This is a genomic window from Bacillus sp. ChL18, from assembly GCF_026241425.1.
Lineage (GTDB): Bacteria > Bacillota > Bacilli > Bacillales > Bacillaceae > Bacillus > Bacillus velezensis.
This window is the reverse complement of the sequence record NZ_JAPHWE010000001.1, coordinates 487,621-499,318: the sequence shown is the minus strand read 5'-3', so window position 1 is coordinate 499,318 and position 11,698 is coordinate 487,621. Positions and strand designations below refer to the sequence as shown.

The 11,698-nt window shown below is 44.5% G+C and carries 17 protein-coding genes and 1 riboswitch; of the genes, 5 read left to right on the top strand and 12 right to left on the bottom strand.

Annotation, left to right across the window (positions count from 1 at the left end; genetic code table 11):
• Window positions 1–12 precede the first annotated feature (12 nt).
• On the bottom strand, window positions 13–1,113 hold the full coding sequence (gene gcvT / locus OQ477_RS02760) for a glycine cleavage system aminomethyltransferase GcvT (RefSeq protein WP_032874033.1): 1,101 nt from the start codon (window positions 1,111–1,113) through the stop codon (window positions 13–15).
• A 178-nt stretch (window positions 1,114–1,291) separates the two neighbouring features.
• A riboswitch (glycine riboswitch) is annotated at window positions 1,292–1,391 on the bottom strand.
• Window positions 1,392–1,535: 144 nt separating this feature from the next.
• Between gcvT and OQ477_RS02755 the strand changes: the two genes are divergently transcribed.
• The 4 genes from OQ477_RS02755 (at window position 1,536) to sinR (ending at window position 4,741) form a co-directional block, all read left to right on the top strand.
• A complete protein-coding gene (locus OQ477_RS02755) occupies window positions 1,536–3,206 on the top strand; it encodes a DEAD/DEAH box helicase (RefSeq protein ID WP_265971289.1) in 1,671 nt (556 codons plus the stop codon).
• Window positions 3,207–3,227: 21 nt separating this feature from the next.
• The gene (locus OQ477_RS02750; protein ID WP_014418368.1) at window positions 3,228–4,022 is read left to right on the top strand and encodes a YqhG family protein; all 795 of its coding nucleotides are present in this window, start codon (window positions 3,228–3,230) and stop codon (window positions 4,020–4,022) included.
• 176 nt (window positions 4,023–4,198) lie between these two features.
• On the top strand, window positions 4,199–4,372 hold the full coding sequence (sinI, locus tag OQ477_RS02745; RefSeq protein WP_007612543.1) for an anti-repressor SinI: 174 nt from the start codon (window positions 4,199–4,201) through the stop codon (window positions 4,370–4,372).
• Between the two features lie 33 nt (window positions 4,373–4,405).
• The gene (gene sinR / locus OQ477_RS02740; protein ID WP_003153104.1) at window positions 4,406–4,741 is read left to right on the top strand and encodes a transcriptional regulator SinR; all 336 of its coding nucleotides are present in this window, start codon (window positions 4,406–4,408) and stop codon (window positions 4,739–4,741) included.
• A 47-nt stretch (window positions 4,742–4,788) separates the two neighbouring features.
• Here sinR and tasA read toward each other — a convergent pair whose 3' ends face one another.
• From tasA to tapA, 3 genes are all read right to left on the bottom strand, one after another.
• Entirely contained in the window at window positions 4,789–5,574 is a 786-nt protein-coding gene (gene tasA, locus OQ477_RS02735) for a biofilm matrix protein TasA (RefSeq protein WP_007408329.1), read from the bottom strand.
• 64 nt (window positions 5,575–5,638) lie between these two features.
• The gene (sipW, locus tag OQ477_RS02730) at window positions 5,639–6,223 is read right to left on the bottom strand and encodes a signal peptidase I SipW (protein ID WP_265971287.1); all 585 of its coding nucleotides are present in this window, start codon (window positions 6,221–6,223) and stop codon (window positions 5,639–5,641) included.
• The gene (gene tapA / locus OQ477_RS02725) at window positions 6,195–6,866 is read right to left on the bottom strand and encodes an amyloid fiber anchoring/assembly protein TapA (RefSeq protein WP_265971286.1); all 672 of its coding nucleotides are present in this window, start codon (window positions 6,864–6,866) and stop codon (window positions 6,195–6,197) included. The genes sipW and tapA overlap by 29 nt, the downstream gene beginning before the upstream one ends.
• 258 nt (window positions 6,867–7,124) lie before the next feature.
• Between tapA and OQ477_RS02720 the strand changes: the two genes are divergently transcribed.
• Window positions 7,125–7,454: a DUF3889 domain-containing protein gene (locus OQ477_RS02720; RefSeq protein WP_038459175.1), complete on the top strand. Its 330-nt coding sequence runs from the start codon at window positions 7,125–7,127 to the stop codon at window positions 7,452–7,454.
• 40 nt (window positions 7,455–7,494) lie between these two features.
• Here the strand turns inward: OQ477_RS02720 and OQ477_RS02715 are convergent, their stop codons facing one another.
• The 8 genes from OQ477_RS02715 to comGA are packed head-to-tail and all read right to left on the bottom strand — an operon-like array spanning window position 7,495 to window position 11,650.
• On the bottom strand, window positions 7,495–7,674 hold the full coding sequence (locus OQ477_RS02715; RefSeq protein WP_022552966.1) for a YqzE family protein: 180 nt from the start codon (window positions 7,672–7,674) through the stop codon (window positions 7,495–7,497).
• 56 nt (window positions 7,675–7,730) lie between these two features.
• Complete coding sequence (comGG, locus tag OQ477_RS02710; RefSeq protein WP_044802560.1) at window positions 7,731–8,108, bottom strand: competence type IV pilus minor pilin ComGG; 378 nt, start codon at window positions 8,106–8,108, stop codon at window positions 7,731–7,733.
• Window positions 8,109–8,609 (bottom strand): competence type IV pilus minor pilin ComGF, encoded by a 501-nt coding sequence (gene comGF / locus OQ477_RS02705; RefSeq protein WP_265971285.1) that lies wholly within the window; start codon window positions 8,607–8,609, stop codon window positions 8,109–8,111.
• Entirely contained in the window at window positions 8,518–8,832 is a 315-nt protein-coding gene (comGE, locus tag OQ477_RS02700; protein ID WP_038459179.1) for a competence type IV pilus minor pilin ComGE, read from the bottom strand. Before comGE ends, comGF begins: the two co-directional genes overlap by 92 nt.
• Complete coding sequence (gene comGD, locus OQ477_RS02695; RefSeq protein ID WP_007612572.1) at window positions 8,816–9,253, bottom strand: competence type IV pilus minor pilin ComGD; 438 nt, start codon at window positions 9,251–9,253, stop codon at window positions 8,816–8,818. The genes comGE and comGD overlap by 17 nt, the downstream gene beginning before the upstream one ends.
• Window positions 9,243–9,551, bottom strand: a complete 309-nt coding sequence (gene comGC / locus OQ477_RS02690; RefSeq protein ID WP_003153087.1) for a competence type IV pilus major pilin ComGC — start codon at window positions 9,549–9,551, stop codon at window positions 9,243–9,245. Before comGC ends, comGD begins: the two co-directional genes overlap by 11 nt.
• Before the next feature lie 4 nt (window positions 9,552–9,555).
• Window positions 9,556–10,593: a competence type IV pilus assembly protein ComGB gene (comGB, locus tag OQ477_RS02685; RefSeq protein ID WP_265971284.1), complete on the bottom strand. Its 1,038-nt coding sequence runs from the start codon at window positions 10,591–10,593 to the stop codon at window positions 9,556–9,558.
• The gene (comGA, locus tag OQ477_RS02680) at window positions 10,580–11,650 is read right to left on the bottom strand and encodes a competence type IV pilus ATPase ComGA (RefSeq protein ID WP_007612574.1); all 1,071 of its coding nucleotides are present in this window, start codon (window positions 11,648–11,650) and stop codon (window positions 10,580–10,582) included. The genes comGB and comGA overlap by 14 nt, the downstream gene beginning before the upstream one ends.
• Window positions 11,651–11,698 lie beyond the last annotated feature (48 nt).

Genomic DNA, 11,698 nt, shown 5'->3' with positions numbered 1-11,698 from the left:
GACTCTCCTTTTTCAGCTCTGTTTTGGACGTTTATAAAACGGTGTGCGGACAATCTTCGCTTTTACCGTTTTTTTACGGATTTCCACTTCTACTTCCGTTCCGACTTCACTGAATTCCGTTTTGATTAGGGCAAGGCCGATATTTTTCTTTAAAGTCGGAGATTGCGTGCCTGTCGTGACTTCACCGATCGGAACACCGTCTTTTTTCACGGCATATCCGTGTCTCGGAATCCCTTTTTCAATCATCTCAAGTCCGACCAGCTTTCGCGGGGCTCCTTTTTCTTTCTGTTCGCGCAATACTGATTTCCCGAAAAAATCGGAATCTTTCTTGTGTTTCACGGCAAATCCGATTCCGGCTTCAATCGGTGTAATATCTTTCGTCAATTCCTGACCGTATAAAGCAAGCTTCGCTTCAAATCTCAGCGTATCACGGGCGCCGAGGCCGCACGGAACGAGGCCTTCATGCTCTCCCGCTGCAAGTATCTCCTTAAATAGATGAACCGCATCTTCATTGCGGCAATATAACTCAAATCCGTCTTCACCGGTATAGCCTGTTCTTGAAAGCAGGACTTGACGTCCGGCAACGTCCGCCTCGTCAATAAATGTAAACGGCTTTAAGGAGGACAAATCACATTCAGTCAGCTTCGTAAGAACCGACTGAGCATTCGGCCCCTGAACAGCAAGCAGTGAAATCCCGTCAGACTGATTCGTCAGCGTGACATCGCCTTCCGTATGTTCCGTCAGCCAAGCGATGTCTTTTTCAATATTAGACGCGTTAATCACGAGCAGATAGCAGCTCTCGCTTTTCTGATAGATCAGCAAGTCATCGACCGTACCGCCGTCAGGATAACACATGGCGGTATAGAGCGCGTTTCCCGGCTTTAAATCGGCAACGTCATTTGTCATCATTTTTTGCAGAAAAGACAGGGCGTCTTTACCGGATACTTCGACTTCCCCCATATGGGACACATCAAACAGGCCCGCTTTTGTGCGGACGGCTTCATGCTCCTCTTTAATAGAAGAAAATTGAACCGGCAGCTCCCATCCTCCAAAATCAATCGTTTTTCCGCCGTATTCTTTATACACGTCATAAAGCGGTGTTCGTTTCAGCATCATCTTCCCCCTTCAGTCATTGGCGCATTGTAAAAACATATAAAAAAGGACAGAGAAACACCTCATGAAAATGAAGGTTTCTCTGTCCCGGCACCTGAAAGTTTACTTTATGAACATATCATAAAGACGTCCCCTTTGGTGGCCTGCTTCTTCTAAACGCAGACACTCTCCAGAGTTGCGTCGAGCAAGAGTTCTTTTGCCTGAGAGATTCACTCGCAGTTTGCTCCTTCGGCGCCCGGACGCCCATCTTTCGTCCGAGTCTCTCCCCTTGCTGTCATCCGCTCATATTTACCAATTTTATGGACATACTAAAGCAATATCTTTTAGTGAAATCATTACTTATATCCTACCACCCTCACTTACGTCCGGCAACAAAAATTATGATAAATCAGTTTTTTAAAAGAAAGGCGGTTTTGTTACATATGACAGCAGAGATCATATTTGATGCAAACTGGCCGGGAGAGTTTTCTGAGCGGCTGAAAACGGACGGTCCCTGGTCAAATTGGGAGATGTACAAACTGTCGGCTGAAGTCCAGCAGACCCTTGCCATTCCTGAATTTGAAGGATTGAGGGCTCCTTTATACCTTCCCGATTTCACTCCGCTTCCCCATCAGCTTGAAGTCGCGCAGAAAGTCGTTGAAAAAATGAACGGCAAGGCAATTTTGGCTGATGAAGTGGGGCTCGGAAAAACGGTGGAAGCAGGCCTGATTTTAAAAGAATATATGATTCGCGGGCTGGCCAAAAAAATCCTGATTCTTGTGCCGGCATCACTCGTTTCCCAGTGGGTGAAAGAGCTTCAGGAGAAGTTTTTAATACCCGCTGTTGAACAGAAGAAAAGCTATGTGTGGGAACAGTGCGATATCGTCGTTTCTTCTATTGATACGGCCAAACGCTCGCCTCACAAAGACATTGTGCTTTCTATTCCGTATGATCTCGTCATTATTGACGAGGCGCACAAACTCAAAAACAGCAAAACGAAAAATTATGAATTTGCGAGAAGTCTTGTGAAGAAATACTGCCTGCTTCTGACGGCGACGCCGATTCAAAACCGGATCGAAGAAATCTTCAATTTAGTGTCACTGTTAAAGCCCGGCCATTTAGGAAACGAAAGCGGATTTCAAGAAACCTTCAATCGGAAGGACGGGATTGACGCTCATGAGCATTTGAAAGAGCTCGTCAATAAGGTAATGATCCGCAACACGCGGAGCGACACCGGCCTTACATGGACGAAGCGCCATGTGGAAACAGTGCCGATCACCTTTTCACCGACGGAACAGGCGCTTTACGATGACATCGTCGCACTGAAAAACGGCACGGAAAAGCCCGCAAGCGCATTTTCCATTATGACGCTGCAAAGAGAGTGCTGTTCAAGCAGGGAAGCCGTGTATATGACGCTCAAAAAAATGCTTGACCAAAAAGACAAACAAGCGCCCGCATTCGATGATCAGACGATCGCTAATTTAATGGACCGCATTAATCAAGTCACGCAAAACTCAAAAGCGATTCAAGTTGTTGACTTGATCCAAAAGATTAATGATAAAGTCATTATTTTCACTGAATACAGGGCGACACAGATTTACCTGCAATGGTTCCTTCAGCAGAACGGCATAAGCTCCGTTCCGTTCAGAGGCGGATTTAAACGCGGAAAAAAAGACTGGATGAAGGACCTCTTCCGCGGCAAAGTGCAGGTGCTGATCGCTACAGAAGCCGGAGGCGAAGGGATCAACCTGCAATTCTGCAACCATATTATCAATTATGACCTCCCGTGGAACCCGATGCGGCTTGAACAAAGAATCGGAAGGATTCACAGACTCGGTCAGGAAAGAGATGTCTATATCTACAATATGGCGACAAAACATACGGTGGAAGAGCATATCTTAAAACTTCTGTATGACAAAATTCATTTATTTGAAAATGTCGTCGGAGAATTAGATGACATCTTAACAAAAATCAAAGTGAGCAATTTCGAAGACCATTTGCATGATATTTTATGCCATTCGCTGACAGAGGAAGAAATGAGAATCAAAATGGACAATCTCACCTCTTTTCTGTCGTACGGTACGGAAAAGTCCGCCAGAAAAAAAGGATCTTAATCTAAAAGGAGGAAGCGCGACATGAGACAGCAGGAGGTTCACGAATTTTTACTGCGATTTTTTGAAGCGAACCACTGTCCGATTACAGAACACGGGCCGGGTTTTATGACGGTTCAGTTGACGGTCGAGATGGACAAACAAATTATGAACCGCCCGTTTTATTGGCATTGGCGTGAAAAAACGGGCGGCGAACCGAACCCGATGAAGATTACGTTCATCACTGATAAAGAAACGGCTCCGGAGGATATGGACGGCGAATTTATTTACTTTGGAGCCCCGCGCCTCTTTCAAATCTTTCAAGCAGTTAAACAAAATGGGAGATTTACAAGAATATATGAGAAAATTGTATCAGCCGGAGCCAGAGTTCCGCTTCAGCCCTGGCTTGGATTAAATGTAGTGATTTCATACCAATCCGACATGAAAAAAGACAGACTTTTGTCTTTAGGCCTGCATCTTGTTTCTGGAACCATTATAGAAGGGTTTCAGCAGAAGCTTGCACCGCTTCCGCTGACCTCGCAAATATCAGACTATTGCTTTACCATATCGCCGATGATTAAGCCGGAAAGCGGAATTAAAAGGATGGAGCATTACTTAAAAGACGCTGCCGCCAAAGAGCCGTCAGACTGGGCTGACAGCGCGATCGCCAGATGGAAAAAGGACCTCAGGCTGCTCGATCAGTTTTATGAGCAGACAGAGGAAAAACCTGAGGAATACCATTTGGAAAAACAAGCGCTGAAAGCCTTATATCAGCCGAAAATTCACATTCAGATCGAAAACGGCGGTTTATTTTTCCTGCAAAGTAATTTTTCTGGATAAGCGTTATCCATTCGACACCTTTCCCGTTTTTTCTGGAAATTCTATATTATAATAAAAGTATATAGAAAAAATTTCTGGCGTTTCGCATGCGATGAATCACTTCCAGACATGTAAAGATAAGGTCATGGGCGGATTGGCTGAAATACATAAACAAGTATTTTAGGAGGAGAAAATGCATGAAAAATGCAAAAATGGAATTTTCGCAATTAGATAAGGAATGGGTTGAGCTGATATTAGAAGCCCAAAAAGCAAATATCAGCCTGGAAGAAATACGCAAATACCTGCTTTCGAATAAAAAGTCTTCTCAACATATCCAGGCAGCCAGAAGTCATACCGTAAATCCTTTCTGAATGTGCTATAATATCACAAGGAAGGTGATGACATTGATTGGCCAGCGTATTAAACAATACCGAAAAGAAAAAGGCTACTCACTATCAGAACTAGCTGAAAAAGCTGGGGTAGCGAAGTCTTATTTAAGCTCAATAGAACGAAATTTACAGACGAACCCCTCCATTCAATTTCTCGAAAAAGTCTCCGCTGTTCTGGACGTCTCGGTTCATACTTTACTTGATGAAAAACATGAAACCGAATACGATGGTCAATTAGATAGTGAATGGGAGAAATTAGTTCGCGATGCAATGACATCCGGGGTATCAAAAAAACAATTTCGTGAATTTTTAGATTATCAAAAATGGAGAAAAGCGCAAAAAGAGGAGTAGTGCCGCCATATGTGCACAACTCCTCTTTTAACTGTCCGACTTTCGGATTAGTTTTTATCCTCACTGTGAGCCTTTTCATTTTCCTTGACGTAACCGTCTTTATCCGTATGATCTTTCGTAATGGTCAAGCCGTTCCATTGCGTTGCTTCAAAAGAGAATTGAAGAGAAATCGCATTGCCTTGGAACTTGTTTTGCACACTTAATCCGTCCGCAGTTTTTGCGGTGTCATTTTTAAATTGGATTTCCATTCTCACCTGGTCATAATCAGCAGGCGTTTTCGGAACTCCGTCGTACTCAGGAGCTGTTTTGCCGTTAATGGTTGCTACATTGACTTTTCCGCTCTCACTCAGGAATTTCGGATCAATGTGCTTGCTGATCGCTTCGGCAGCTGCTTTATCCTGTTTTGTTGACATTAAGTATAAGTCTTTCAGGCTGGCCGCCTTCAAAATGATATTTTTAGGATAGCCGTTGCCCCCTTCTTTACCGACTGTCAGAACCGTAATTTCAAACTGGCTGAGGAAATCCTCCGCAGATTCATTTCCTTTCTTTGCTCCTTTAAAGTCAGTAAAATTCAAAGCCATCAGCACTTCTTTAATGGCAAGTGAACCGTTGTTTCTGAATTCGAAATCTTTCGTCAATTTATCGCCTGGTTTTAAGTTTGACAAATTGACGTTGGCTGATTGTTCTTTAGCCGATAAATCAAGTGTTCCTGACGCAAATGTAGCGTCTGTCGACTTCACATCATTAAATGCGGCCCATGTGCCTCCTCCTACTAATGCTAAACCGAGTGCGGCTGAGGCAACGCCCAAGCTTAATTTCTTTTTCATACCCATGTTTGTACTCTCCCCTTACTTTTTAGTTTTGTTATCAAATCCTGTCGCCAGGTTGCAACCGTATTCATGTGGAGATGGTTCCCTTTTTCGCATGTTCTTCCAGCGCTTTCGTTTTCCGCTCAATATCGCGGAGGGCGCTGACAATGACTGTTATGGAGTAAATCAAAAGCATGACGCCGGGAACGATTAACAGAATCGCCGTTCCGATCGGCTGGCTGGCCAAATGGATGACATATCCGGCATACGGAAGCTGATATCCCGTATACTGGGCCGCCACTTTTTCAGCTTGAACGGGTGCGGCATCCGGGGCGGCATTATGGTCCCCTTTTGTCTCAAACAGCAGGTTCCCGTCCTTCTTTGTGATCCTGATTATTCTGTGTGTGACGGCTGTTCCGTCATCTTGCGTAAAGGTGATCACATCCCCTTTTTTTAAGTCATTCACGTCAGAAATTTTCTTTACCGCTATGAGCGAACCCGTCTTAAATTCCGGGTCCATTGAACCCGACAGCACGGATTTCAGCGTATAGCCGAAAATGGCCGGCTCACCCCCGGAAGCCCGGGTCGAAATCACCGTTAACGTCAGCACAATAATCAAGCTGAAGATGACGGCATACAAAATATTACTGATCAGTTTCAGCGTTTTTTTCATGTTCTTCCCCGCTTTCTTTTACCGGCTCAGCCGGCTCTTTCTCCGTTTTCTTTAGATCGGAAACGGTCGCCTGTTCCCGGCATTTGACGAGTTTCATCGGTTTTGACCACTCAAATTTTTCTTCGTCGGCCGGGTACCCTTCAGGCTTGTAAACCTTGAATGCGTATATGCCCGGCTGCAAAGACCGCTTTGACTCAATTTTATAAATCGTTTTGCTTTTTTTATCAGTAATAAGCCCTTTATCCACAACATTGCCGTTTCGTAAAGGCTGCTGCTGAGAAGCGATTTTATGGAGCTCCCATTTCCAGTCAGAAACAGTCCGCTCTTTTCCCTTATTCTCCAGCTCGGCATAGAGCTGAAGCGGCGCACACACGGTGCCTGACGTATCAGTTTGATTTGTCATATGTAAATCACTTTGATCCCAGCGTTCGTCATAACGGCAATCGTCATCCGTATATTGAAAATCCCCGCACGTTTGAACCGGGAGACTGAAGCTTTTCACATCATTGAAGGAGGAACTTGTATCACCTGTGAACTGAGCACATATCGTCACGGACAGGCAAAAAATGAACGAAAGCCGTAACAATAGCATCATCCGCCATCTCACCTTGCCCTTTTTTTCCATTCGCAACAATCGGAACATGCCTTACCCCCTGTAAAACTGTTAATAGATATGACAAACGTTCTCTTTAAAGAACTGCATGAACAAAGTATAATCAAGGATTATCGTCTTGAAAAATGTCAAAATCGGTCAAATTGTTCGTTTTTAAGAATGTTATCTTTCAAAAACATCGTTTTGCTTCAAATTACACACCTTTTTGGAATTTTTTCTAATAAAACGTGAGAAAATAACGAAGTGATTAGAACAAAATGGAAAGTATATACAGCGAAAGGACGAAGAATGATGATCAAACAAAGTCTGATTTGCCTTTCTCTTCTTGTTTTCGGGGTTTCAGGAACAGCTCAGGCGGAAACGGTGCCTTATTATGCTGTTCACCATCAATCGAAATGGGAAAAGTTAGCAGAAAAAGAAGCTAAAAAAAGATATCCGCTCGCCCAAACGTTATTTATTCAAAAGGTGTGGGATCGGAAAAGAACGGACGAAGCAGTCAAGCAATACCACTTGACATTGCGGGATGGCGCAAAAGAATTTGGCGTGTTTGTTACGATTTCTTTTAATCCCTACAGCCAAAAGGTAAATAAAATTGCTGTCATTGAGGAATACCAATAAGGCCCTCCTGTATCAGGAGGACCTTTCGTGTGATTCAACTTTATTTTTTCCGCTGCATCCACAGCTTAAAACTGTACGGCAATATTCCGAACCAGTGCTGAGAAGCCGGCACTTTCTTTTCTTTCCGCACTTCTTTTCGCTCTTTCCGTTCCTGTTTCGGTGTATCGAAATATTTAACGAATTGCTCAGTCATATATTTTACATAATCATTTGTTTTCACGGCTCTCACCTCATAGTGCTGTCTTTACTATGAAGTGTTGTCCCGCCGCCTCTTTTTTATACTTCCGTCCATTGAATCAGCTGTTTCTTCTTCTGATCGAACAAAAGGTGAGCCTCCCGTCTCGTACCTGTCGTGGTTTCCGCCTGAATTGTAACCTGAACCGTTTCGCGGCGATCACTCCCGGTGATGTGAAAAGAAACGGTGCCATACGGAAAACGCTGTGTACCAGTTCGGGCCTTTTTTCCCTGTGCCATATGGCGGCTTGACAGCAGCGCGCCGTTTTGGAGCAGGTTCTCTCCGATCCAGTACTCCCCTGCCTCTTTTGCAAATGTTTTTCGGGTGATGAAATCAGATGAAGTATAGCTGATGACAAGTAAAACTGCGGCAGAAACAAACAGAACCGCGGGATATATAAAACCGTCAGATTTGTACATTTAATCACCTTTAAAAGAGCTGTAAACCGGAATAACCGACTGATTCTTTTTACCTGCAACGCTTGAGATCTCTAATAAGATCAGGCCGTTTTTCACATCAGCCGTTAATGATGCCGCGTTTTGCAGGATCGGCACGTGGCCTTTTCCGTTTACTCTTTTCCTTATCATCTTATGATAAATTTCAAAACGCACTTCTTCGCCTCCTGTTTTCCGGCATGCTAACGCCCGTCCGCCGTCCGCCGGCTTCACAGTCTCGGCCTGTTTACATTCGTTCATGATCTGCTGAACGGCAATTTGATGCTCCCGGCCGTCTAATCCGCCGTTATCGGCCCGGTTTGATAAAAACAGATGTAAAATCGGGCCCAGGGTTCCTGATAGGAAAAGACAGACTGCTAAGGAGAACAAAACATTAAGAAGCGTAAAGCCAGTCTGTTTTGAGAATACTGAGGCACATTTCTTTTTCGCTGCGGTCAGCTGCACACACTTTGTAATACTCACCATCCTCCTTCCACTTCACACCGGGAGACGGCGGCTTTTTTCCGGTCATCATATAAGTGCTGATATGTTTCTGAAGAAGCTGGTACGCTTCCTGGCGATCTTCTATTTTCAGACCATCTGTCAGCATGTCCGTCCAGACCGGAATGATAGACGTCATAAGGAACAGCCAAATGGCCATTGCTGATAGTGTTTCAATAGTAGAGAACCCCTTATTTCCGTTTAGCATGGACATTTCCGCTCCCTAAGTAAACTGTTATCTCATAGGTGAACCCGGCGCTCTTCAATTGAATCTTTCCTCCCGAATTCGGATGGCCTTTTTCGTTAAATTCAAGGCTCTCCGGTAAAGTCACAAGTGTAATATGAAGCGAATCAAAAGAACGCTCGACAATCCTTCCGCCTGACTGCAGTTTGTATTTATGCTCTTTTGGAAGAAAAGTGATTTTTGTTCTTTTATGTTCTGCGATAGCCGTTTCCTGAGCAAGCTGAATATCTTTTTGGAGCTGTTCTGTTTTTTGCCGCACGGCAAGGTGGGTGCAGACCGGCGGAACCGTCGTGAACAAAACCGTCAGCAGGACGGACGCCAGGCTTAACACAATCAGGCTTTCAAGAAGGGTAAACCCATTTTCTGTCCGCCTGTTATTGTTCAACAGTAACTTCTCCGCCACTAATTAAGATCTGTTTACCATTCGGGCAGGCTGTATTCTTTTTGATATACCCCTCTGATTGTAAATCGTTCATATCCGGCATTTTACCTTCATGATCGATTTCGTACGCCGTCACTTGGGCTTTCACCATATTCTGCAGTCCTTCACAGCCTTTATGCTGAATGCTTTGATTATGTTTTGTAACGTTAGGAATGGTAATTAAAAGCAGAATGGAAACGATAAATAAAACGATCAGCATTTCAATTAAAGTAAATCCATCTTGATTTTTCAGACGAAGCACTCCCTTACATTTGGTTCATCATCTGGTACATCGGCATCAGCATTGACATGTAGACAATTAAAATCATACCGGCCACAACACCGTAAATGACAGGCTGGAGAATGCCGGTATACTTCGCCGCGTTTTGTTCAAGACGCTCCATCATAAACTGGCTGTACGTATAAAGTTCGCGGTGAAGCAGGCCGTTTGCCTGTCCGTGTCTGACTGCAGCCGCAAGGTCTTTTTCATAACACGGATGCCCGGAAAGAGCGGATTCTATGGTTTCTCCGGCTTTCAGACGTGTAATGAGCATCTCTGCTTCTTCACGATAAAAAGGCAGAAAAGATTGTTCTTTAAAAGCTGTTAAGCTGTCATAGATAGAAAGGCCGGATTTCAGAAGACTGCTGAGCTGTAAAGAGAAAAAGTAGCTGTTAAAAAGAACGGCCGCTTTTCCTAAGAGGGGTATTTTCACAACAATCAGCATTTTATCTTGCGGGGATTTTTTCTTACATAAGAACCAAACGTACAAAAACAAGCAGAAAGCGGCGGACAGCGCAAGTGCGCAGGCTTCATGAAAATGCCGAAAAAACGCAAAGATGAAAGCAGTCGCACCGGATGTATTCATATTCATTGATTGATAAATCCCAGAAAACTGCGGAATAATTAAACTTTGCAGGATATAAAACATGACACAGACGGAAGATATTAAAAACATCGGATACCGGAGCATTTTTTTGATTTGATTCGTCTGCATGAGCTTTCTCTGTAACAAGTCGCCGCTTTGTTTCATCGCCCCCGGCAATTCCCCGTGTTTCTCTGCGAAATAGCAGATAGAGACGGCTTCTTTATGAAAAGACAGTGCCTCAAGCACTTGGTAAAACGCATCACCTTCCCTCAGCCGGCGGATTCCGTCCGTCAGCTCTGCAAGCTGACGTTTATGCAGCTGGAGTTTCAGCAGTCTGAGCCCTTCAATCAGACTGTATCCTTTTTCCGTCATTTCACCGAGTCTTTTCAAAAAAGCCGCTTGATCCTTCAACGGCCAGGTTCGTTTAATCCGCTTCATGATACACCCACCGATCGTAATTGTCGGTCGTGACATAGCCGAGCGCGATTCCTTTTCTGATCAGCCTGCGGAGCGTCTGATATTGAAAATTGGCGTGCTCTCCCTTTGCTTCCTGAAAGCATTGGGTGAGGTTTTTCCCGTAGAGCAGTTCATAAATGCCCGCACGGCGTGTCTCCCTGTACATCCGGCAGTACACGGAACAGTTTTCCTCTTTGCAGAACGGACATGTTAAATCAACCAGACGCTGAGCGGCAATGGCAATGACGGTTTGTTCAATTTCTGTCATGTTCACGCCGAACTCCAGCAGCCTGTATATGGCCCCCTTAGCATCTCTTGTATGCAGGCTTGAAAGAACGAGGTGTCCCGTCATGGCCGCGCGGACTGCGATTTCAGCCGTCTCGGCATCCCTGATTTCCCCTAAGATGATCATATCGGGATCATGTCTTAAAATCGCTTTTAAACCGGCGGAATATGTGACTCCGGCTTTTTCATTCACCTGAACTTGCAACACATCCTCATCTCTTGTTTCTACGGGGTCTTCAAGCGTGACAATACGCCGGTTGAAATGCCTTTTTGCATAGTTGACAAGAGAGTAAAGAGTGGTCGTTTTTCCAGATCCGGTGGGGCCGGTAAACAGAAGCAGGCCGTGCGAATGCTTCAGAAAGGACAATAATGCGGCGCCCGCCCCCCGAAATAAGGACAATTTATCCAGAGGGGGAATCTGCCGCTTAGGCAAAAGCCTGATGACAAGACTTTCATCATTCATTGTCGGCAAGGTTGACATTCTCAAATGAACGGTTTCCGTCGGAAGCGGCAGAGACAATGACCCGTTTTGCGGCTTACGTCTTTCTCCTATATCCATGGCCGATAAAAACTTAAAATGAGAAATAAGCCTTACGCATTCCTCTTTTTTTAAGACTCTTTTTTTCACAAGAGCATGGCCGATGCGAAAATGAATGAAAGCATCCTTTTCTCTCGGCACAATGTGTATATCTGAAGCCCTTGCCGTATAGGCCTCGTTTATGATGTTCCTGCTGTATGTTTCAATATTTTTCACAAGACTTCCCTCCTTCCGCACGTATTGTAAATCAGATACACAAAAGCC

Bases quoted from the DNA above. Each gene is read 5' to 3' on its own strand.
- OQ477_RS02720 (WP_038459175.1), top strand. From the start codon at position 7,125: ATGATGATCAAACAAAGTCTGATTTGCCTTTCTCTTCTTGTTTTCGGG.
- OQ477_RS02750 (WP_014418368.1), top strand. From the start codon at position 3,228: ATGAGACAGCAGGAGGTTCACGAATTTTTACTGCGATTTTTTGAAGCG.
- tapA (WP_265971286.1), bottom strand. From the start codon at position 6,866: ATGTTCCGATTGTTGCGAATGGAAAAAAAGGGCAAGGTGAGATGGCGG.
- comGE (WP_038459179.1), bottom strand. From the start codon at position 8,832: ATGCTAAACGGAAATAAGGGGTTCTCTACTATTGAAACACTATCAGCA.
- comGF (WP_265971285.1), bottom strand. From the start codon at position 8,609: ATGGTGAGTATTACAAAGTGTGTGCAGCTGACCGCAGCGAAAAAGAAA.
- tasA (WP_007408329.1), bottom strand. From the start codon at position 5,574: ATGGGTATGAAAAAGAAATTAAGCTTGGGCGTTGCCTCAGCCGCACTC.
- sipW (WP_265971287.1), bottom strand. From the start codon at position 6,223: ATGAAAAAAACGCTGAAACTGATCAGTAATATTTTGTATGCCGTCATC.
- sinI (WP_007612543.1), top strand. From the start codon at position 4,199: ATGAAAAATGCAAAAATGGAATTTTCGCAATTAGATAAGGAATGGGTT.
- OQ477_RS02755 (WP_265971289.1), top strand. From the start codon at position 1,536: ATGACAGCAGAGATCATATTTGATGCAAACTGGCCGGGAGAGTTTTCT.
- gcvT (WP_032874033.1), bottom strand. From the start codon at position 1,113: ATGCTGAAACGAACACCGCTTTATGACGTGTATAAAGAATACGGCGGA.
- comGG (WP_044802560.1), bottom strand. From the start codon at position 8,108: ATGTACAAATCTGACGGTTTTATATATCCCGCGGTTCTGTTTGTTTCT.
- comGB (WP_265971284.1), bottom strand. From the start codon at position 10,593: ATGAAGCGGATTAAACGAACCTGGCCGTTGAAGGATCAAGCGGCTTTT.